This window comes from Pseudomonas sp. MF6394 (assembly GCF_002018845.1).
Classification (GTDB): Bacteria; Pseudomonadota; Gammaproteobacteria; order Pseudomonadales; family Pseudomonadaceae; genus Aquipseudomonas; species Aquipseudomonas lactis.
Window position 1 is genome coordinate 152,253 of sequence record NZ_MVOJ01000005.1, and the last position, 22,369, is coordinate 174,621.

A 22,369-nucleotide genomic window follows, 5' to 3' on the forward strand; every position below is an offset into this window, starting at 1 on the left:
GTTCAGGCTCCTTATCAGCGGTACAACGGGGTTATCGGACAGCCTCAATCCCAGGCGGGCTGTTCGCACTTGAGCACCGACGCCATCTTTTGCAGATGTTCGCAGGCCCTGGCCACGTACTCCCTGGAGAGCCGTGCGATACGCGCGTAATCCACCGCCTGCCCGGTGGCGCTGGCATACAGCCGCAACGCCTCTGCGGCATGCTTGAAGTGGCGTGCTTCCACGCTGCCGCAATGCACGCTGAGAAAACTCGCGACGCGGCTGGCCTCACCGGCGCTATAGCCCCGCACATCGCGCAACCACTGTTTCCACAGCGGGGTCATCAGGTTGTATTCGCCGGTATTGAACAACTCCGTCATGGCCATCATTTCCAGCGCTTCGATGAGTTGCGGCGCCAACGGGCGTTTTTCCCCCACCCAACCGGAGAATTCTTTGGTGATCGGGTTGAGGAATTTGTCTTGCAGGCGCCAATCATCGGAGCCGCAGATGGCCGAAGCCATGCGGTAATACAGCTTGGAATGGTGCGGATGCCCATGCATTTCACCCAGCCCGATGTCCTCGACAATGATCTCCCCACAATGGGCCGCCGCTTCGAGCATTTTCAACCGGGCGTCATCCGTCAACGATGCCGACTCCTGGAGGATGCGCACGATGATGCTCGACACGGCATGGGCGGCGCCGTCCGGGCTACGCCAGCCACAGAAGAACGTACACAGTGACGACTCGCTCCAATTACTGGAGGTCATGTCGACATAGGTCTCGCAGTACGTGTCCAGCGCGGCGGTTTGACTGTTGAAACCGCTGAGCAGGGCCTGGGCCAGATGTTCGTCCTCGACATCCACCAGCGCCTGGTTCACGTACCCGATAAATTGGCGGCTCAGATTTTCCACGGCTCATATCCTTTTAAGGTGGGGTTAATGCGCAACGATTTCTGACATGAAACGAGCGAAGCGTGTGAGGCCCTCAATCAGCGCTTCACGCTCAACGGCGTAGGAGATGCGGATGCTGTTTTCGTCGCCACAGCCAGAGCCGGGCACCACCGCGATATGGGCCTCGGTCAATAACAGATCGGCCAAGTGGTCGACGTCACGAATAACGGTGCCCAGGTAGCGGCCACCCAACTTGCGGGACACGTCGATAAACAGATAAAACGCCCCTTCCGGCGGGGCGCACCGAATGCCGTCGACATGCCCAAGGCAAGTGCAGGCCGCGAGCAATTGCTGGTCGAGGAAGGCATTGACCTGGCGGGTAAAGTGCGGCGCGTCCGCCATCAGGCTGCCGAGCGCGGCATATTGGGACAGGCTGCTGGGGTTGGACGTCGTATGCCCTTGCAGGTTGTGCATGGCGGCGATAACTGGGGCCGGCGCGCACGCATACCCTACCCGCCAGCCGGTAACCGCGTGGCTCTTGGAAAACGAATCGACCAGTACCGTCTGATGTTTGAGCGGCGCAAACAGCGACACGATGTTGTGATGCTCGTGGGGCGCGCGCACCAGTTTGCGGTAACACTCGTCGAACACCACCCAAAGCCTGTGTGCGAAGGCGAGCCGGGCAATCCCCAGCAGTTCTTCGCGCTGATAAACCGTGCCCGTCGGATTGTTCGGGGTGTTGATCACAATCATCCGGGTGCGCGGGGTCAAGGCCTTCTGAACCGCTGCGCAGGTGAGGCGATAGTCATCCGCAGCCGTGTCGACATAGACGGGGACGCCGCCGGCCAGCTGGATCTGGGTGGGGAAGGTTTCCCAGTACGGCACCGCGACGATGACTTCATCCCCCGGATTGAGCAGCACCATTGCGGCGTTATACAACGCCTGCTTGGCACCGGCGGTCACCGCTATTTCATCGGCGACGTACTTCACCCCGCAGCGCTGAGTGACCTGCTGCGCCAGCGCGTGGCGAAGCTGGGGCAGGCCGATGGGCGGCGTATAGCGGTTGCGGGCAGTGGCGAGCGCCTCGGCCGCGGCGGCTTGCATGACCGGGCAGGCATCGAAGGACAATTCGCCCGCGGCAAAGTTGACCACATTGACGCCGGCTTCTTTCAAGGCATTGGCTTTGCTGCGCATGCTGGACGTGCCGGGTGCGCTGAGACGTTGCGCACGCTGGGACAACGGCAATGACACGGCAGAGGGCTCACTGTTATTCATTGTTATACCTGCCAGAACACGTTGGAACGTTCGTTCGCCCTACCGGGCTTGGGCCTCCAACCCTTGCTGAACCCGCCAGGACAGCGGCAAGGTCAGCAACAGGGTGGCGGCCAGCAACAGGACGGCCATGGGCACACCGGTGGCATCCCCAAGGCTGCCGAACAGCACCGGCGCCAAGGCGCCGCCACCGATGGTGCCGGTGTAGAACACGGCGAACGCCTGGTCGCGCTTGCCCGGCCCTGCCAGGTCCGGGACTGCGCCGTACAGCACCGACGACGTGCCGTTCAGCGCCAGCCCCAGCAGCGGCAACATCACCATCAAGCCGGCGTAGGGCAAGTACACCGCCATGACGATCAGCACGGCCGTGGTGAACTCCGTGGCCCACACTGTTTTCATCATGCCGATGCGCGCACCGAGGTAACCGCACAACAATTTGCCGAAGGCGCCCCCCACGAACAGCATCGTCAGCGCCAGGCCGATGCCCGCGGGCCCGGCGCCCTTGGCCTTGAGCAAAAACGGCAGGAACGTGAGAAACCCCATGCGCACGGCGCTGTCCAGCGTGCCGGTCACGATCAGCGCACGCAGGCCGCTCGCAGAACCGGCGCCGCCGCCCGTACGGGTAGCTTTCACCGGTGCTGCCGACGCCTCGGCCCGTGCCGGGATCAGCCACCACAACAGGCCTGCCGCCAGCAGCCCGAGGACACCCAGCAGGGTGACACTGGCGCGCCAACTGATGACCGCCAGCAACGGGCCGATCAACCCCGGGATCAGGGTCTTGCCGATATCGCCGCCGAAGTTGTACTGCGACAATGCTTGTTTGACGCCCCCGCCTGCCTCATGCGTATCGGTGATCAATGACGAGGCCAGCGGGTGCTGCGTACTCGCGCCGAGCCCGCCCAGCAGCAGCGCCAACAGCAACACGCCCAGCCCACCGGCCTGGCCGGCCAGCAGGTAGGCCAGGCCTGCCAACGCCGTGCCACCTACCAGCAAGCGTTCACGCCCCCAGCGCGCGGCAGCGCGGCTGGCCAGTAACTGAAAACCGGCCATCATGCCCGCGTAGGCACCGCGCAACAGGCCGATCTGGGCGTAGCTGAGGCCGAACTGCGCTTGCCAGATCGGCAACAGCACATAAATCACATCGGTCAGCCCGTCGTGCACGGCATGCGCGCCGCAGCCGGCCACCAGAGCGCGGCGACGCACGGTGACCGGGTCAGGCGGCGACAACGATGGCGCTGCGGTCTGCTTCAGGGTGTTCATCTGGGTCAGAGGCTCTCAGGCAATACGCCGGGTTAACCCAGCAACTGCGCACAGTCGCTCATCACACTGGCTTTACGCTGCAGGTATTGGGCAAAAATGTCGCGCGCGGTGGCGGGGTCTACTTCAATCTGCATGGCAGTGGTGAACTCATTCACCGCCGCCACCGCATGGGCGAAATGGTTGCTCTCGGTACCGCCGGTGTGCACCGTGACCCAGGCCACTGTCGCACGGGATTTCTCCGGCGGCACGCCCATGTCCCGCACGAACCACTGTGAGTACAACGGGTGGATGAATTCCACTTCGCCGTGGGTGTACACCTCGTGGATCAACGTGGTCAGCAACCCCTGCAGCAGGTCGCGATCACGCAGGCGGCGGGTGTCGGTCCAGTCTTTGAACGCCTGCGCCGAGGGCAGGCAATTGTCCTTCAAGATCCACTGGCCATCGCCGCACAGCGCGGTGGCCATGGTGTAGAACAGGTCTGCGTGCAAGGTGTTGCCCAACGCGCCCAGATCTTCATCGGTGATGCGTTGCAGGCTGCCGCAGGCGCGGTACAACTGCGCGGCGGCGGCGGAGCCTTCATCGGAGCGCGCCAGCAAGGTAATGCGGTTGGCCAGGCCGGACACACTGGCTGCCGAATTATTGGTCTTGGACCAACTGGCGAAGAACTTGCGCAGTACCGCCGGCGAATGCCGACGCGAGGTGAGTCGCGCAAAAGCGTCTTCGATATCCACCAGCGCGTCTTCCTGAGCCCAGAAGGCTTCGAACAGCGCGTGGCGCAATGCACCGGCCGGCATGTCGTTCAATACCGGTTCGATGAGCTTCAACAACTGGCTGCGCTTGATCACGGTGTTAGTCATGTTCACCTCTCATAGTCCTTTATTGGATGAAAAATCAGGCTGGTTTGCCCCGCTGTCCGGCGATCAGGGCCTGGGGCTTTACCGGTTTCCAGCCCAGCAGGGCAATCGCCAGCGACAACAGCTGAAAACCTGCGACCAACGCCACGCAGCCCGGCCAGCCCCATTGATTCCAGAGCATGGCCGGGGCCACGGCGCCGGCGCTGCCGCCCAGGTAATAACCGGTCAGGTACAGCCCCACGGCGCCGGACTTGTCCGGGCCCGCCGTGGTGGCGATATACGCATTGGCGGATGCCTGTGCCAGGAATACGCCGGTAGAGCTCAGGGCCAGCCCCAGCACGATCAGCCACAGGGACGGCAACAATGTCAGCGCCGAGCCACAGATGCCGAGCGCCACAGCGCCGGTCAGTAACTGCGATTGTGGTCGCGATTTGCTCAAGCGCCCCGCAACAGGAATGACCACCAGCGCCAGCAGGAACACCGCATACAAAGTGCCCAAGGCTGCAGCGCCCAGGTTGAACGGGGCCTGGCTGAGATACAGCCCGGCATAGGTAAAGGTTGCGACTTGGGAGAACAGCACGCAGAAACCGACGCCATAGGCCGCCAGCAAGGGTTTGCGCAGGAGCCGGCGCACCCCGTGCATGCCCACGGCCGCAACGCCGGGCCGCGCCACCGGATTGGCCGGCAACAGCCACACAATCAGCAGGCCGACCAGCAGGCTGATCACCGCCAACAGTTCGAAGGCTTCGCGCCAGCCCACATATTGGGTCATGACACCCGAGACAAAGCGCCCGGCAAACCCACCGAGCACCGTCCCCGCGACGTACAAACTGGTGATCTCGGTAACGCTGGCCGCGCGCCAGCGATCGCCGATGTAGGCCACGCTGGTGGCGAACACCACGGGAATCAACATCCCTTCGACAAAACGCCACACCAGCAGCTCGGCAAAACTGTCCACATAGGCCGTCAGCAGCGTCGGCAGCGCCAGCAGCAACGCGGCCACGGCAATCACGGTGCGTTGCTCGAAACGTCCGGTCAGACGCCCGACAAACGGCGCGGTCAGCGCCACCGCCAGCGTGGTCACCGTGATGCTCCACCCTGCCTGCCGGGCGCTCACCTGGAAGCTTTCGGCAAACGCAGGCAGGATGCTCTGTGTCGCATAAAGATTCAGAAACGCCGCACAGCCACACAGGAACACGGCGAAGCGGGCATGAGGCAAGCGCGGGTTCATGTGACCTCTCGTCTTATAGTCGAGGATGTTTATAGAATACCCAGCGCAGGGAACACCAATACCGAATTCGGACCGATCAATACCCAGGAAACAGAATGCTTGATCTACGCAAGTTACGTTACTTCCTGACGGTCGCCGAAGAGCTGCACTTCGGCCGTGCGGCCCAGCGCCTGCACCTTGCCCAGCCGCCCCTGACGCGGCAGATCTCGGCCCTGGAAACCGAGCTTGGCTTTCGCCTGTTCGACCGCACCAGCCGCACGGTCACACTGACCGCCCAAGGCCAGCACTTTTTGCCCTATGCACGCGCGGCGCTGGAGCACGCCAGGCTTGCACAAGACATCGCCGCCAAGCTGGCTGCCGGCTCGACCGGCCAATTGGTCGTAGGCTATGCCAGCTCGATCGCCCTGTCGGAACTCTTCAGCCAAACCCTGCAAGCCTTCGCCCAGCGTTTTCCCGATGTGCAACTGACCCTGGTGGAGAGCGCTTCCGGCAGCCTGCACACGCACGTGCTGGACGGGCGCATCGACGTCGGCATGAGCCGCCTGCTGCCGGAGGCCGGGCAAACCGGCGTCGAGGCTTTGTCGTTGGGGCAAGAACCGCTGGTGGCGGCGCTTTGCAGCGACAACCCGCTGGCGGAGCAGGACGAAGTCACCCTCGCCCAGCTCAGTGAGTACCCGTTGATTCTGTTTCCCAGCGATTACGGTTCGGGCCTCAACGGCTCCATCGAGCACCTGTATCAACGCCGCGGCCTGGCGCTACGCCCGGGCCCAGCGGGGCGCCAGATCACCTCGATCATCGCCCTGGTGGCGGCAGGCCAAGGTGTCTCGCTGGTGCCCCAGTGCACCCGCACCCTGGCCAGGGAAGGCGTGGTCTACCGCCCCTTGGCAGACCCCGAAGCCTGGGTACACCTGCTGATACTCACGCGCTCACCATCACGCTCATTGTTGGTCGAGGCCTTTATGGGAGTGGTCGAAGAATTGCTGCGCAGCCGCCCGGCCCTGGCGCCCACAACGCTTCCGGCATAACGCGGGCAAAAAAATACCCCTGCGTGAGGGGTATTTTTTCAACAGGCTGCTGCGGCTATTGCAACATCAGGCCAGCTTTTTGTGACGCACACGGTGCGGCTGGGCAGCGGCCTCACCCAAGCGCTTCTTACGGTCGGCTTCGTACTCGGTGTAGTTGCCTTCGAAGAACACCGCCTGGGAGTCATCTTCGTACGCCAGGATGTGGGTCGCGACGCGGTCAAGGAACCACCGATCGTGAGAGATCACAATGGCGGCGCCCGGGAAGTCCAGCAGGGCTTCTTCCAGGGAACGCAGGGTTTCAACGTCGAGGTCGTTGGACGGTTCGTCGAGCAGCAGGACGTTGCCGCCCTCTTTCAGGGTCAGGGCCAGGTGCAAGCGACCACGCTCACCACCGGACAGGTCCTTGACGAACTTCTGCTGGTCGCCGCCCTTGAAGTTGAAACGGCCAACGTAGGTGCGCGACGGGATTTCATAGTTGCCGATGCGGATCTGGTCGGAACCGTCGGAGATCTGCTGGAACACAGTCTTGCTGCCGTCCAAGTCGTCGCGGCTCTGGTCCACGCAAGCCAGTTGCACGGTGTCGCCGATCTCGATGCTGCCGGAGTCCGGGGTTTCCTTGCCCATCAGCATGCGGAACAGGGTGGATTTACCCGCACCGTTACCACCGATAACGCCGACGATCGCGCCTTTTGGCATGGCGAACGACAGGTTGTCGATCAGCACGCGGTCGCCATAGCCTTTGGTGACGTTCTTGAACTCGATGACCTTGTCACCCAGGCGCGGGCCGGCCGGGATGTAGATCTCGTTGGTCTCGCTGCGCTTCTGGAATTCCTGCGACTGCATTTCTTCAAAGCGTTGCAGACGGGCCTTGGATTTGGACTGGCGGGCCTTGGCGCCTTTGCGCACCCACTCCAGTTCTTCCTTCATGGCTTTTTCGTGGGCCGATTGCTGCTTGGATTCGGCGGCCAGACGGTCGGACTTGGCTTCCAGCCAACCGGAGTAGTTGCCCTCGTAAGGGATACCGGCGCCGCGGTCGAGCTCCAGGATCCAGCCGGCGACGTTGTCCAGGAAGTAACGGTCGTGCGTGATCGCAACCACAGTGCCCGGGAAATCGTGGAGGAAGTGCTCCAGCCAGGCGACGGAATCGGCGTCCAGGTGGTTGGTCGGTTCGTCGAGCAGCAGCATGTCAGGGGCCGACAGCAGCAGGCGGCACAGGGCCACACGGCGCTTCTCACCACCGGACAGGTGCTCGACCTTGGCGTCCCAGGCTGGCAGGCGCAGCGCATCGGCGGCGACTTCCAGTTGGCGCTCCAGGTTGTGACCATCGCCCGCTTGCAGGATCGCTTCGAGCTTGGCCTGTTCGGCGGCCAGCTTGTCGAAGTCGGCATCCGGTTCGGCGTAGGCGGCGTACACCTCATCGAGGCGGGCCTGGGCGTCCTTGATCACGCTGACGGCTTCTTCGACCACTTCACGCACGGTCTTGGTCGGGTCCAGGATCGGCTCTTGCGGCAGGTAACCGATGTTCAGGTCCGGCATCGGGCGGGCTTCGCCTTCGAACTCGGTGTCGACGCCCGCCATGATTTTCAGCAGGGTGGACTTACCCGAACCGTTGAGGCCGAGCACGCCGATCTTGGCGCCTGGGAAGAAGGACAGCGAAATGTTTTTCAGGATTTCCCGCTTCGGCGGAACAACTTTTCCCAGCCGATGCATGGTGAAGACGTATTGAGCCATGGTGAACCTAGCGTCAGTGACTGATGAATTAAGCGGACGAAGCCCGTGCCAGGCCATGCGCCGCGCTGGCCTTTGACTATCATCAATGCCAGCGAGCAAAAAAAGCCTGAATGTCTGGGGCTGGAACGCCCCCGCGTAACCGGCAAAGCTACCTGAATGCGCTGGGGCAGTCCAGCCAGGCAGGACTGGCACTTTGCCACAACTCAAGGCATGCTAGCCGCCCTTCGGGCGTCCGGCTTATAGTGCACGTCGCGCGCCAGTCCAGCCAAACCGCAGGATCACAGTTTGTCCAACGTCACGCCGCCCACGCCCTTGCGCGCCGCTCATATTGCGCCGGGAGCGCCCCTGCACGGCACCTTGAAAGGCGCGTTGGCGACGCTTGTCCTGCTGTTGCTCGCCTTGTTGTTCTGGCAACTGCTTGACCAATTGCAGCAAAACCAGAAAAACCAACAGCAATACACCATCGACTACAGCGCCGACCTGGCTGAGCAGATCAGCCAGAACATGGCCCTGAGCGCGCAGATCGCCCTGAACCTGCTGCCCATCCTTGAACCACCGCGCACCGCCGAACAGCAACAGGCCTTGATGCGCTCTCTGCAGCGCTCCCTGCCGGATTTGCGCAGCTTCGCCCTGCTCGCCCCCAGCGGCGCCCTGATCAGCGACACTGCCCAAGGTAGCCGAGACAGTGCCCTGCTCGAAGACCTGGTCAAGCGCAGTCACGCCCAGTCCTACTACCTGAGCAACGACAATGACGGCACGGTCATCTATCTGTTGCTGCACCAACCCAGCGGTGGCTCCAAGGTGTACTGGGCCTTGCGCCTGGCGCCCAATTATCTGGCTAACCTCACGCGCCAGGATGTTCAGGGCCAGCGCCCGATGTGGGCGATCGAGAACAGCCTGAACCATCGTGTGGTCAGCCGTGACAGCGGGATGCCGGCGCAGTGGTCCGGCGCCCTGACCCCGGAAGAATTGAACCGCAGCGTGCTGGTCACGCCGTTGAGCAAAAGCGATTGGCAACTGCGCGGCATGTTTGACCGCGGTGCGGTGCTGGAACAGCTGCTGCCGGCCTTTATCGGCAAGTGCCTGCTTGGCCTGGCGTTTTCGCTGATCCCGGTGATCGTGCTGCTCAACATGCGCCGCCGCCAACGCCAGGTGAATGAAGGCCGGCGGCGCTATCAGGACATCTTCGAAGGCACCGGCGTGGCCTTGTGCGTGCTGGACCTGTCGGGGCTCAAGGCGTTTTGCGACAAAACCCAGGTGCAAAGCCGCGAGCAGTTGCACGCTTGGTTGCAGGCCAACCCCACGCAGCGCAAGCAACTGCTCAAGGAGTTGCGCGTCACCGAGGTCAACCAGATGGCCGTGCGCCTGCTGAACGTCGCGTCCTGCGAGCAAGCCTGGGAGCGCCTGATCGATGATTGCCCGAGCAATGCTACGTCCATCGGCTATCAGGTGCTGGAAGCCGTACTGACCCGGCAAAAACAGCTGGAGCTGGAAATCCAGCTCAACGACGTGGCCGGCAACGAACAGTACCTGTGGCTGGTGATGCGTTTGCCGGAGCAGCAAGATGACGTCAAGGCGGTGATCCTCAGCATCAGCGACATCACCAGCCGCAAGCTGATCGAACTGTCGCTGGTGGAGCGTGAAAGCTTCTGGTCGGATGTGGTGCGCACGGTGCCCGATCACCTGTATGTGCAGGATGTGATCAGCCAGCGCATGATTTTCAGCAACCATCATCTGGGCCACACCTTGGGCTACAACAAGGCCGAACTGCAGCAAATGGGCGAGTACTTCTGGGAAATCCTGCTGCACCCCGAAGACGCCGAGCATTACCACGACTTGCGTCAGCAGCAACGCCAAGCCGCTTACACCACCCAACTGCACTGCCAACTGCGCTTTCGCCACCGCAATAACCAGTGGCGCCGCTTCGACATCCGCGAGCAGGCCCTGGCCCGGGATACGTCTACGGTGGTCACTCGGATCATCGGCGTGGCCAAGGACATCACCGACCAGATCGAGGCCAGTGAATCGCTGCGCGACAGTGAACAGCGCTACCGGATGCTGGCCGAAAGCATCAGCGACGTGATCTGCTCCACCGACAGCCAACTGGCGCTCAACTACATCAGCCCCTCGGTCAACACCGTGCTGGGCTATGACGTGGACTGGGTGTTCAAGAACGGCTGGCAGTCAATCGTTGCCAACCCGCAGCAGTTGACCGGCATTTACAGCCTGATGGAGCAGGTCAGCCGCGCCCTCGGCAACCCCGACGCCTTGAACACCTTGCGCGATGAAGTGCAGACCCAACTGTTTCTGTTCGACTGCCTGCGCGCCGACGGGCGCAAGGTGCCGATAGAGCTGCGCCTGGTGCTGGTGTGGGATGAACATGGCGCGTTTGAAGGCATCCTCGGCGTGGGCCGTGATATCAGCCAGCAACGCCGCGCCGAAAAAGACCTGCGCATGGCGGCCACGGTATTCGAACATTCCACCTCGGCGATCCTGATCACCGACCCGGCCGGTTACATCGTGCAGGCCAACGAGGCGTTCAGCCGGGTCAGCGGCTATGCGGTGAGCGATGTGCTCGACCAGTTGCCCAATATGCTCACCGTCGATGAGCAGCAGGAAGCCCACCTGCGTTATGTGCTCAAACAATTGCACCAGCACAGCACCTGGGAAGGCGAGGTGTGGCTCAAGCGTCTCAATGGCGAGCATTACCCGGCCTGGGTCGGCATTACCGCGGTGTTCGACGACGAAGGCGACCTGGCCAGCTACGTGTGTTTCTTCAGCGATATCAGCGAGCGCAAGGCCAGTGAGCAGCGCATCCACCGCCTGGCCTACTACGACGCCCTGACCCACTTGCCCAACCGCACGCTGTTCCAGGACCGTCTGCACACCGCGCTGCAGTCCGCCGAACGGCAGAAGTCGTGGGTGGTGCTGATGTTCCTCGACCTTGACCGCTTCAAGCCGATCAACGACTCCCTCGGCCATGCGGCCGGCGACCGTATGCTCAAGGAAATGGCCACGCGCCTGCTCGGCTGTGTGGCCGAAGACGACACAGTGGCGCGCATGGGCGGCGACGAGTTCACCTTGCTCCTGCAACCACGGGTCAGCCGCGAAATGGCGCTGAACCGTGCGATCCATGTGGCCGAGCAGATCCTCGCCAGCCTGGTCAAACCCTTTGTGCTGGAAGGCCGCGAGTTCTTTGTGACCGCCAGTATCGGCATCGCCCTGAGCCCGCAAGACGGCAACGAGCTGAGCCAACTGATGAAAAACGCCGACACGGCGATGTATCACGCTAAAGAACGCGGCAAGAACAACTTCCAGTTCTACCAGGCCGACATGAACGCCAGCGCCCTGGAGCGCCTGGAGCTGGAAAGCGACCTGCGCCACGCCTTGGACCAGAACGAATTCGTGCTCTATTACCAGCCGCAATTCAGCGGCGACGGCAAACGCCTGACCGGCGCCGAAGCCCTGCTGCGCTGGCGCCACCCGCGTCGCGGGCTGGTGCCGCCTGGGGATTTCATCCCGGTATTGGAAGAACTCGGGCTGGTGGTGGATGTCGGCGACTGGGTGATCAGCGAAGCCTGCCGCCAGCTCAAGGCCTGGCACCAGAACAAAGTGCGCGTGCCTAAAGTTTCCGTGAACATTTCGGCACGGCAGTTCTCCGACGGCCAGTTGGGCACGCGCATCGCCACCATCCTCAAGGACACTGGCCTGCCGCCGGCGTGCCTGGAGCTGGAGCTGACCGAAAGCATCCTGATGCGCGAAGTCAACGAAGCCCTGCAGATCCTCGCCAGCCTGAAGAACCTGGGCCTGAGCATCGCGGTGGACGACTTTGGCACCGGCTATTCGTCGCTCAACTACCTCAAGCAATTCCCCATCGATGTGCTGAAGATCGACCGCACCTTCGTCGACGGCCTGCCCTCGGGTGAGCAGGACGCGCAGATTGCCCGGGCGATCATTGCCATGGCCCACAGCCTGAACCTGGCGGTGATTGCCGAAGGGGTGGAAACCCATGAGCAGTTGGACTTCCTGCGTGAGCATGGCTGTGATGAGGTGCAGGGTTACCTGTTCGGGCGGCCAATGCCGGCGAATCGGTTTGAGGTGCAGTTCAGTAATGATGCGCTGTTCATGTTTGACTGAAAGTGCTGTGGTGAGGCTCAGGGCCTCATCGCAGGCAAGCCAGCTCCCACATTTGGCTGTGTGAACCCGATCAAGTGTGGGAGCTGGCTTGCCTGCGATGGGGCCAGTACCGACACCGCCCATCCCCAGATGAACCCCACTTGTCCGCGACATGATGTCCTTTCATATGCCATCTAAAACCCATTGGGTTAGAATGCCCTCCTTTTCTGCCCCCGATCCTTGAGGACCGCCATGTTCAGCCGTGATTTGACTATTGCCAAGTACGACGCCGATCTCTTCGCCGCCATGGAGCAAGAAGCCGTGCGCCAGGAAGAGCACATTGAGCTGATCGCTTCGGAAAACTACACCAGCCCTGCGGTGATGGAGGCTCAAGGTTCGGTTCTGACCAACAAGTACGCCGAAGGCTACCCAGGCAAGCGCTACTACGGTGGTTGCGAGTACGTCGACGTGGTTGAGCAGTTGGCCATCGACCGTGCAAAAGAGCTGTTCGGCGCCGATTACGCCAACGTCCAGCCACACGCCGGCTCCCAAGCCAACAGCGCCGTGTACCTGGCCCTGCTGCAAGGCGGCGACACCATCCTGGGCATGAGCCTGGCCCACGGCGGTCACCTGACCCACGGCGCCACGGTTTCGTCCTCCGGCAAGCTGTACAACGCCGTTCAGTACGGTATCGATGCCAACGGCCTGATCGACTACGACGAAGTCGAGCGTCTGGCGGTCGAGCACAAGCCAAAAATGATCGTGGCCGGTTTCTCTGCCTACTCGCAGATCCTGGATTTCCCACGCTTCCGTGAAATCGCCGACAAGGTGGGTGCCTACCTGTTCGTCGACATGGCCCACGTGGCCGGTCTGGTAGCTGCGGGCGTTTACCCCAACCCAGTGCCTTACGCTGACGTGGTCACCACCACGACCCACAAGACCCTGCGCGGTCCACGTGGCGGCCTGATCCTGGCGCGTGCCAACGCCGAGATCGAGAAGAAGCTCAACTCCGCCGTTTTCCCGGGCGCCCAAGGCGGCCCGCTGGAGCACGTGATCGCGGCCAAGGCGATCTGCTTCAAGGAAGCACTGCAGCCTGAGTTCAAGACCTACCAGCAACAAGTGGTCAAGAACGCCAAGACCATGGCCAGCGTGTTCATCGAGCGCGGTTTTGACGTGGTGTCCGGCGGTACCGAAAACCACCTGTTCCTGCTGTCGCTGATCAAGCAGGACATTTCCGGTAAAGATGCTGACGCTGCCCTGGGCAAAGCCTTCATCACCGTGAACAAGAACTCCGTGCCAAACGACCCGCGTTCGCCGTTCGTCACCTCCGGCCTGCGCTTCGGCACTCCGGCTGTGACCACCCGTGGCTTCAAGGAAGCCGAGTGCAAGGAACTGGCCGGCTGGATCTGCGACATCCTGGCCGACCTGAACAACGAAGCCGTGATCGACGCGGTACGTGAGAAGGTCAAGGCCATCTGCAAGAAGCTGCCGGTATACGGCGCGTAACTGCAGTTGCTTGAATAAAAAGCCCGGCTTTTGTGCCGGGCTTTTTTATGCCGATTTCAATTTGAAACAGGGTCAAGTGTGGGAGCTGGCTTGCCTGCGATGGTGGTTTTGCAGTCAGCCCATCAGTGATTGACCTGCCGCTATCGCAGGCAAGCCAGCTCCCACATTGGAGTGCATTTCAAGCCGGATTTATTGGTAGACCCGCTCAAAGCCTTGGCGGATCTTGTCTTCGGGCAGCTCATCGGCAATAAACACAATCACACTCTCCCGCGCCTCGCCCTCGGCCCATTCGGTATCCCAGTCGAAGCCATACAGCTTCAACACGCCCTGGAACACCATGCGTCGATCCTCCCCGGCAATATTCAACACGCCTTTGTAACGCAGCAGTTGCTTGCCATGGTCTTCCAGCAGTTCGTTCATGAACTCGCTGAGGCGGTCGATATCCAGCGGCTGGTCGGTGCGCAGCACCAGGCTGGAAATACGGTCGACCGACGGCGCTGCACTGACCGGGCGCAGGCTCATGCCGGCGTTGAGGTTGAAACCGCGCACATCCAGCAATTCGGCCAGGTCAATCTTGCCGTGGTCCACCACCCGAATCGGCGCACGGCGGTTGATGCGGGTGAGGCGCTGGCTGAGGGCGTCGAAGGCGGCATCGTCCACCAGGTCGCGCTTGCTCACCAACAGGCGGTCGGCAAAGCCGATCTGGGCCTGGGCGATGGTCTGGGTCAGGTGATGCTCGGCGTGGGCCGCATCCACCAGGGTGATGATGCCGTCGAGGATATAGCGCTCGCGCAGTTCTTCGTCGATGAAGAAGGTCTGGGCCACCGGCGCCGGGTCGGCCAGGCCGGTGCATTCGATCACCAACCGGTCGAAGGCGATCTCGCCGCTGTCCAGGCGTTCCAGCAGCAGGTACAGGGCTTTGGTCAGGTCGGTGTGGATGGTGCAGCACACGCAGCCGTTGGACAGGGTCATCACTTGCACCGGCTCGTCGCCCAGCAGTTGGGTGTCGATACCGGCATCACTGAATTCGTTTTCGATCACGGCGATTTTCAAGCCGTGCTCGGCTTTGAGCAGGTGGCGCAGCAAGGTGGTCTTGCCGGCGCCGAGGAAGCCGCTGAGGATGGTGACGGGGATGGGAGAGGACAAAGAGATTCTCCTGAAATATGAGGGCGCAAAAACAACTGTAGGAGCGAGCTTGCTCGCGAAGAACGTCAACGATAACGCGTGCTGTCTGGATGCACGTGGTGTCCTTGCGTTTTTCGCGAGCAAGCTCGCTCCTACAGGTACAGCCGTTTTACCAACTTAGCAGCACTTGGGCCCACCCTTGCCGCCGTAACGGGCTTCCTGGCGCTCCCGGAAGAACGCCTTGTAGTCCATCACCGGCTTGTCCGGGTGTTTGGTTTGCATATGCTCGACGTAGGTGTCGTAGTCGGGCATGCCGACCATCAGGCGCGCGGCCTGACCGAGGTATTTACCGAGGCGACTGATGTCATTGAACATGTTTGCAATCCTCGTTTACGCGTCCGGTACAGCCTGGAACGGGGCTTCTTTATCCGTACGCTCTTTGTTGCCCCAGGCGGCGACACCCACCTTGAGCGCATAGAACAGGATGCTGAACACCACGAACAGGAACAGCGCCGTCAGCGTTGCGTTGGTGTAGGCGTTCCAGATCACGTGCTGCATCTGGTCGATGCTCTTGGCCGGGGCCAGGATCTGGCCGTTAGCCAGGGCATCGCTGTATTTCTTGGCCAGCGACAGGAAGCCGATCGCCGGGTTGGCGTCGAACAGCTTGATGAAGCCCGCAGTCGTGGTGCAGATCAACAGCCACACCGCTGGCAACATGGTCACCCAGATGTAGCGCTGGCGCTTCATTTTGATCAGCACAACGGTCGCCAGCATCAGCGCGATACCCGCCAGCATCTGGTTGGAAATACCGAACAGCGGCCACAAGGTGTTGATGCCACCCAGTGGGTCGATCACGCCTTGATACAGCAAGTAGCCCCACATGGCCACGCAACCGGCCGTGGCGATCAGGTTGGCGGTCCAGGACTCGGTGCGTTTGAGCGCCGGCACGAACGAACCCAGCAGGTCCTGCAGCATGAAGCGACCGGCACGGGTACCGGCGTCGACCGCCGTGAGGATGAACAGCGCTTCAAACAGGATCGCGAAGTGGTACCAGAACGCCATGGTGTTTTCACCCGGCAGCACACTGTGCAGGATCTGCGCGATACCCACTGCCAACGTCGGTGCACCACCGGCACGCGCCAGGATGGTGGTTTCGCCGATATCGTGGGCCACGGCAGAGAGCGCCTCAGGCGTAATGGCAAAGCCCCAACTGCTGACCGTCTGCGCCACGGTAACCACGTCGGTGCCGACAATGGCGGCCGGGCTGTTCATGGCGAAGTACACACCAGGCTCGATCACCGAGGCGGCAACCATCGCCATGATGGCCACGAACGACTCCATCAGCATGCCGCCGTAACCGATGTAACGGGCATGGCTTTCGCTGGCCAGCAGCTTGGGCGTGGTGCCCGAGGAGATCAGCGCATGGAAGCCGGAGACCGCGCCACAGGCAATGGTGATGAACAGGAACGGGAACAGGCCGCCCTTCCACACCGGGCCGGTACCGTCGATGAACTGGGTGAGTGCCGGCATTTTCAGGTCAGGCATGGTGACCAGGATGCCAATCGCCAGGGCGATGATGGTGCCGATTTTCAGGAACGTCGACAGGTAGTCGCGGGGCGCCAGGATCAGCCACACCGGCAGCACAGCGGCCACGAAACCGTAGCCGATCAGCATCCAGGTGATCTGGATGCCGGTGAAGGTGAACGCCTTGGCCCACACCGGGTCAGCGGCAATCTGCCCGCCCAGCCAGATCGAACCCAGCAGCAACAGCACACCGATGATCGAGATTTCACCGATGCGGCCCGGGCGGATGTAGCGCATGTAGATGCCCATGAACATCGCAATCGGGATGGTCGCCATCACCGTGAAGATGCCCCATGGGCTCTCGGCCAGGGCCTTGACCACGATCAGCGCCAGCACCGCGAGGATGATGATCATGATCAGGAAGCAGCCGAACAGCGCGATGGTCCCGGGAATGCGGCCCATCTCTTCGCGAACCATGTCCCCCAGGGAACGGCCGTTACGACGGGTGGACAGGAACAGGACCATGAAGTCTTGCACCGCACCGGCCAGCACCACCCCGGCAATCAGCCAGAGGGTGCCGGGCAGATAGCCCATTTGCGCCGCCAGCACCGGGCCGACCAACGGGCCTGCACCGGCAATCGCCGCAAAGTGGTGACCGAAAAGAATGTGTTTGTTGGTCGGCACATAGTCCAGACCATCGTTGTTGACCACCGCAGGGGTTGCCCGCCGAGGGTCGAGTTGCATCACGTTGTTGGCGATGAACAGACTGTAGTAACGGTACGCAACCAGGTAGATGGCCACTGCAGCGACCACAATCCACAAGGCGTTGATCGCCTCGCCGCGGCGCAAGGCCACTACGCCCAGGGCGCACGCTCCTACAATTGCCAGCACCAGCCAGGGTAAGTGGCGTAGCAGGCTATTATTATTTTTCATTTTTATATTCCAGCCAGGGTGGACAGAAAGGACAGCCAGCCCGAGTTTAGCGCTACTGGCCTTAAAGACCAGCCCCCTACGTTGGTCTAGAGCCTTCAACCGGAAAAAAAAGCCGAAATAATCACCCCTTGATGGCCCGGGGCTACACTCCTCCCATTCACAGAGGGCTTTACCATGACCGAGCATGCGTCTGAACGTCGCCGTTTTCGTCGGATTGCCTTTGATGCCACGGCCGAACTTCGGCAAAAAGGCAGCGAATGGCCGGTGAAACTGCTGGATCTATCACTCAAAGGTTTACTGGTGGAACGGCCTGACGACTGGAAGGGGAATAAAGCGCTGCCCTTTGACATCGACATACGCCTGGACCAGAAGACGCATATAAAGCTGCAAGCGCGGCTGACCCATGAAGATCAGGGTCAATTGGGCTTTGTGTGCAAACACATTGATCTGGATTCGATCAGCCATTTGCGCAGGTTCGTTGAGCTGAACCTGGGTGATGAGCAAGAGCTGGAGCGCGAACTGGGCGCCCTGCTGGAGATCTAGCTGCCAACATGAATCAAGGGTGGGAGCTGGCTTGCCTGCGATGGCGGTGTATCAGACAAGGATGGGTAAGCTGACCCGCCGCTATCGCAGGCAAGCCAGCTCCCACAGGGGTTCAGCAGTGTTGCGGATTATTCGAACAGCGCATCCAACGCCTGTTCTAAGCGTGTCACAGCAATAATCTGCAACCCCGGCGGCGCCTCCTTCGGCGCATTGCCCTTGGGCACAATCGCCCGTTTGAAGCCATGCTTGGCCGCTTCCTTCAAGCGCTCCTGCCCACTCGGCACCGGGCGCACTTCGCCCGACAACCCCACCTCGCCAAACACCAGCAAGTCATGGGGCAACGGCCGGTTACGCAGGCTGGACATCACCGCCGCCATCAACGCCAGGTCGGACGCGGTCTCCAGCACCTTGACCCCGCCCACCACGTTGAGGAACACATCCTGATCGTGAGTCGGAATGCCGCCATGCCGGTGCAGCACCGCCAGCAACATCGCCAGGCGGTTCTGGTCCAGGCCCAGGGTGACGCGCCGTGGGTTGGCCAAATGGCTGTCATCCACCAGCGCTTGGACTTCCACCAGCATCGGCCGGGTGCCTTCCCACGTCGCCATCACCACACTGCCTGGGACTTCTTCCTGGGCGCGGGTGAGAAAAATCGCTGAGGGATTCGAGACTTCTTTCAGCCCCCGGTCAGTCATGGCGAACACACCCAGTTCGTTGACGGCGCCAAAGCGGTTCTTCACCGCCCGTAGCAGGCGCAGGCGACCGTCGGACTCCCCTTCGAAATACAACACGGTGTCGACCATGTGTTCCAACACCCGTGGCCCGGCCAGTGCGCCTTCCTTGGTGACGTGGCCGACCAGGAAGATCGCCGTGCCGCTCTGCTTGGCGTAACGCACCAGCAGCGCCGCGCTTTCGCGCACCTGGGACACGCCGCCAGGTGCCGATTGCAGTTGTTCGGTGAAAATCGTCTGGATCGAGTCGATAACCATGACTTTGGGCTTTTCGATGCGCGCCGTGGCGATGATGCTTTCGATGCAGGTTTCGGTCATCACCCGCAACTGATCCTGAGGCAAGCCCAGGCGCCGGGCGCGCATGGCCACTTGCTGCTGGGACTCTTCGCCGGTGACATACAGCGCTGGCATGCGGCTGGCGATGCTGCACAGGGTTTGCAGCAGGATCGTGGACTTGCCGATGCCTGGGTCACCGCCGATCAGCACCACCGAGCCGTCCACCAGGCCGCCGCCCAGTACCCGGTCCAGCTCGCCGGAGGCAGTGGAAAAACGCGGGATCTCTTCGACGCTGACTTCGGCCAGGGTCTTGATCTGCGCCTGTTGCCCGGTCCAACCGGCACGGCCGGTGGGGGCTGCGGCACCGCCGCTCTCGATCATGGTTTCAGTCAGGGTGTTCCACGCGCCGCATTCGGAGCACTGGCCCGCCCATTTGGGAAAGGTCGCGCCGCACTCCGTGCAGCCGTACATGCGCTTGGCCTTTGCCATATGAGAACCTCCAACCGAAAAAACGCGATGATAGCTCAGCGCGACGCTGGGGTCCGGATTTCGCCATTAGCCAAACGTGAAGCGCTGTTACCGACGGGGTCTTCGGCGTTCAGGTCGGCGCCTTTGGCTTGCAGCGCCCCCAGCAACTCGACGCGCTTGAACAGCCCGGCGTACATGGCGGCGGTCTGCCCTGCGCCGTTGCGTTGGTCAGGGTTACAGTCGGTGGCCAACAGGCGCTGGGCGATTTTCAGCTCGCCTTTGAAGATGGCGCCCATCAACGCTGTGTTGCCGCGTTGATCCTGCACACAGGCGTCGGCGCCGGCATCGAGCAGACGCTCCACATACGGGCCCTGGCCGTGATAGGCAGCCAGGATCAACGCGGTGTAGCCCTTGTCGTCCTGGGTATTGAGACCGTAGCCGGACTCAATGAAGGTGTTGAGCATGTCGAGGTCGCCACGACGGGCGGCGTCGAAATAGTAGTCCTGCAACTGCGCCTTGAGCGCCACCGGGTCGGGGGACTCGGCATGGGCAGCGAAGGCCAGCATGGCCATCAGTAAACCGATAGAGATGCGCATAGGGTGTTCTCCTGCCAAAGGTCGACGCCCGTGAAGGCGCCGACCGCAACCAACGAATCAGTCAGTCAGTTTTTCCGCCAGCGCTTTCACGCGAGCCAGATCGCCCTTGGCGACCTTGGCCACGCCGGTGCCGTATTCCGGATCCGCCTTGTAGAGGAACGACAGGATGATGTGCTTGCTCTCGTCATCGGTGGTGGCCAATGAGCCGCCGAAGTTGTTGATCAAGTCCTCGCGCTCTTTCTTGGTGTAGGAACGGTACAGGTCACCGGCCTGTTTGAAGTTCTGCTCGCGCTGGATCTTCGCCTGCTGGGTGCTGCCCGACAGCGGCGACTGGCTGTAGCGCGCGGTTTGCGGCTCTTCGCGTGGCAACAGCCGGCTTGGCTGGTAGTTCACGCCGGTGGTGGTCTTGCCGAAGTTCATCGCGCCGTCCTGGTTGCCGTTGTTGACGGTGACCCGTGGAGCGTTGATCGGCAGTTGCAGGGCGTTCGCGCCCAGGCGGTACATCTGCGTATCGGCGTAGGAGAACACCCGGCCTTGCAGCAAGCGGTCTTCCGACGGCTCGATACCCGGTACCAGGTTGGCCGGGGCCATCGCCACTTGCTCGGTTTCCTGGAACACATTGGCCGGGTTGCGGTTCAGCACCATTTGCCCGACTTTGCGCTCGGGCACATTCGGCCAGATCTTGGTGGCATCCAGTGGGTCGAAATCAAACTTGGCCAGGTCTTCAGGCTTGAGCACCTGCACATACAAGTCCCACTTGGGGAAGTCGCCTTTGTTGATGTGCGTGACCAGATCATTGGTCATATGGCTGTAGTCACGCCCCTGCACTTCGGTAACTTGCTTGGGATCAAGATTCTTGATGCCCTGCAGGCTCTTCCAATGGAACTTGACGTAGTGCACTCCACCTTTAGTGTTAATCAACTTGTAGGCATGTACGCCATTGCCGTCCATTTCGCGGTAACTGGCTGGGGTGCCGGAGTCCGAGTACAACTCGGTCAGTGTACGAGTGGACTCTGGAACATGGGAGAAGAAGTCGAAACGCCGCGAGTCATCGTCCAGGTTAGTGCGCGGGTCCGGTTTAAAGGCATGGACCATGTCCGGGAACTTGATGGCATCGCGAATAAAGAAAGTGGGGAAGTTATTACCGACCAGGTCCCAGTTACCTTCGGCGGTATAGAACTTGGTGGCGAAGCCTCGTGGGTCGCGCAGGGTTTCCGGGGAGTGGTTGCCATGCACCACAGCCGAGAAGCGCACGAACACCGGCGTGGTTTCACCGGCGGCGAATACCTTGGCCTTGGTCAGGTCGCTGAGGTTGTCGGTCACGGTGAAGGTGCCATGGGCGCCCGTGCCGCGTGCGTGAACCACGCGCTCCGGGATGCGTTCGCGGTCGAAGCGCTGCAGCTTCTGGATCAGTTGCACGTCCTGCAGCAGCACCGGGCCGTTGGCGCCGGCGGTCTGGGAGTTCTGGTTATCACCGACGTTGGCCCCGTTATCGCGGGTCAGGTTGGCGGCTTGCACAGAGAGGGAAAGCAGGCTGGCGGTCACCAGGGCCAGCGTGTGGCGCGCCGACACGGGCCTGCGGCTGATTGGAGTGTTCATCGAGGTTTCCTCTGGTTTTTTTAATGCACATTCAGTTGTGCTTGCCAGAGGCTAGTGACCTGCGAGTCAGAAGATAAATAGAAAAACACCACAGGCCCGATTAAGAAAAAAATCTGGTAACTCGCTGAAATAGCCGGTAATTCGCGCGCGATTGATGGCACTTTGCAAACTATTTGCGATTTAATGTGTCGATAAAAACCGACAGTGTTAACAGTTGTGTCGAGCAAGCGCTGTTCGACTGAATTACACTGACCTCCACCCTCCTCAACTGTAACAAGGAATAACCTATGGGCGTGATCAGTGAGTTCAAGGCCTTCGCGGTCAAAGGTAATGTGGTCGACATGGCCGTCGGTATCATCATCGGTGCTGCCTTCGGCAAGATTGTTTCCTCATTTGTAGGCGACGTGATAATGCCTCCCATCGGCCTGCTGATCGGTGGTGTGGACTTTGCCGATCTGGCCATCACGCTCAAGGCAGCACAGGGTGATGTACCCGCGGTTGTGCTGGCGTACGGTAAGTTCATCCAGAGCATCATCGACTTTGTGATCGTCGCGTTTGCAATCTTCATGGGCGTGAAGGCGATCAACCGTCTGAAGCGCGAAGAGGCCGTGGCCCCAAGCCTGCCGCCGACGCCGAGCAAGGAAGAAGTGCTGCTGGGCGAGATCCGCGATCTGCTCAAGGCGCAGAACAACAAGCCGCTTTAACCTGCG

General features: G+C 61.4%; 17 protein-coding genes. 5 read left to right on the forward strand and 12 right to left on the reverse strand.

From position 1 onward, the window contains the following. Nucleotides 1–44: 44 nt before the first annotated feature. Genes MF6394_RS07900 through MF6394_RS07920 form a run of 5 tightly spaced genes read right to left on the reverse strand, consistent with a single transcriptional unit; the run spans nt 45 to nt 5,486 of the window. Nucleotides 45–890 (reverse strand): hypothetical protein, encoded by an 846-nt coding sequence (locus tag MF6394_RS07900; RefSeq protein ID WP_078466443.1) that lies wholly within the window; start codon nt 888–890, stop codon nt 45–47. 24 nt (nt 891–914) lie between these two features. Next, complete coding sequence (locus MF6394_RS07905; RefSeq protein ID WP_078466444.1) at nt 915–2,144, reverse strand: pyridoxal phosphate-dependent aminotransferase; 1,230 nt, start codon at nt 2,142–2,144, stop codon at nt 915–917. Between the two features lie 39 nt (nt 2,145–2,183). Beyond that, nucleotides 2,184–3,401, reverse strand: coding sequence for an MFS transporter (locus MF6394_RS07910; protein WP_078466445.1), 1,218 nt, complete (start codon nt 3,399–3,401; stop codon nt 2,184–2,186). 32 nt (nt 3,402–3,433) lie between these two features. Further along, nucleotides 3,434–4,258 (reverse strand): hypothetical protein, encoded by an 825-nt coding sequence (locus tag MF6394_RS07915; protein WP_078466446.1) that lies wholly within the window; start codon nt 4,256–4,258, stop codon nt 3,434–3,436. A gap of 34 nt (nt 4,259–4,292) precedes the next feature. Then, entirely contained in the window at nt 4,293–5,486 is a 1,194-nt protein-coding gene (locus tag MF6394_RS07920) for an MFS transporter (RefSeq protein WP_078466447.1), read from the reverse strand. A 95-nt stretch (nt 5,487–5,581) separates the two neighbouring features. On the opposite strand from MF6394_RS07920, the gene MF6394_RS07925 reads away from it, so the two are divergent. Continuing rightward, on the forward strand, nt 5,582–6,511 hold the full coding sequence (locus tag MF6394_RS07925; protein WP_034133738.1) for a LysR family transcriptional regulator: 930 nt from the start codon (nt 5,582–5,584) through the stop codon (nt 6,509–6,511). A 66-nt stretch (nt 6,512–6,577) separates the two neighbouring features. Here MF6394_RS07925 and ettA read toward each other — a convergent pair whose 3' ends face one another. Continuing rightward, complete coding sequence (gene ettA, locus MF6394_RS07930) at nt 6,578–8,242, reverse strand: energy-dependent translational throttle protein EttA (protein WP_014720011.1); 1,665 nt, start codon at nt 8,240–8,242, stop codon at nt 6,578–6,580. 285 nt (nt 8,243–8,527) lie between these two features. Here ettA and MF6394_RS07935 point away from each other — a divergent pair, with 285 nt between their 5' ends. Beyond that, nucleotides 8,528–12,379: a sensor domain-containing protein gene (locus MF6394_RS07935; protein ID WP_044268778.1), complete on the forward strand. Its 3,852-nt coding sequence runs from the start codon at nt 8,528–8,530 to the stop codon at nt 12,377–12,379. 231 nt (nt 12,380–12,610) lie between these two features. Beyond that, nucleotides 12,611–13,864 carry a serine hydroxymethyltransferase gene (gene glyA, locus MF6394_RS07940; protein ID WP_003194304.1) on the forward strand — a complete coding sequence of 418 codons (1,254 nt, stop codon included), beginning with the start codon at nt 12,611–12,613 and terminating at the stop codon, nt 13,862–13,864. Between the two features lie 189 nt (nt 13,865–14,053). Here glyA and yjiA read toward each other — a convergent pair whose 3' ends face one another. From yjiA to MF6394_RS07955, 3 genes are all read right to left on the reverse strand, one after another. Continuing rightward, entirely contained in the window at nt 14,054–15,010 is a 957-nt protein-coding gene (yjiA, locus tag MF6394_RS07945) for a GTPase (protein WP_078466448.1), read from the reverse strand. A 156-nt stretch (nt 15,011–15,166) separates the two neighbouring features. Then, a complete protein-coding gene (locus MF6394_RS07950) occupies nt 15,167–15,364 on the reverse strand; it encodes a YbdD/YjiX family protein (RefSeq protein WP_003194308.1) in 198 nt (65 codons plus the stop codon). Nucleotides 15,365–15,379: 15 nt separating this feature from the next. Next, the gene (locus MF6394_RS07955; protein WP_003194310.1) at nt 15,380–17,446 is read right to left on the reverse strand and encodes a carbon starvation CstA family protein; all 2,067 of its coding nucleotides are present in this window, start codon (nt 17,444–17,446) and stop codon (nt 15,380–15,382) included. 174 nt (nt 17,447–17,620) lie between these two features. Between MF6394_RS07955 and MF6394_RS07960 the strand changes: the two genes are divergently transcribed. After that, a complete protein-coding gene (locus MF6394_RS07960) occupies nt 17,621–17,989 on the forward strand; it encodes a PilZ domain-containing protein (RefSeq protein WP_078466449.1) in 369 nt (122 codons plus the stop codon). A 128-nt stretch (nt 17,990–18,117) separates the two neighbouring features. On the opposite strand, the gene radA is transcribed toward MF6394_RS07960, so the two are convergent. Genes radA through katB form a run of 3 tightly spaced genes read right to left on the reverse strand, consistent with a single transcriptional unit; the run spans nt 18,118 to nt 21,659 of the window. Continuing rightward, nucleotides 18,118–19,485 carry a DNA repair protein RadA gene (gene radA, locus MF6394_RS07965; RefSeq protein ID WP_003194313.1) on the reverse strand — a complete coding sequence of 456 codons (1,368 nt, stop codon included), beginning with the start codon at nt 19,483–19,485 and terminating at the stop codon, nt 18,118–18,120. 35 nt (nt 19,486–19,520) lie between these two features. Beyond that, nucleotides 19,521–20,060, reverse strand: coding sequence for an ankyrin repeat domain-containing protein (locus MF6394_RS07970; protein ID WP_003194316.1), 540 nt, complete (start codon nt 20,058–20,060; stop codon nt 19,521–19,523). A gap of 57 nt (nt 20,061–20,117) precedes the next feature. Further along, on the reverse strand, nt 20,118–21,659 hold the full coding sequence (gene katB / locus MF6394_RS07975) for a catalase KatB (RefSeq protein WP_078466450.1): 1,542 nt from the start codon (nt 21,657–21,659) through the stop codon (nt 20,118–20,120). A 287-nt stretch (nt 21,660–21,946) separates the two neighbouring features. On the opposite strand from katB, the gene mscL reads away from it, so the two are divergent. Then, on the forward strand, nt 21,947–22,363 hold the full coding sequence (gene mscL / locus MF6394_RS07980) for a large-conductance mechanosensitive channel protein MscL (RefSeq protein ID WP_003194320.1): 417 nt from the start codon (nt 21,947–21,949) through the stop codon (nt 22,361–22,363). Nucleotides 22,364–22,369 lie beyond the last annotated feature (6 nt).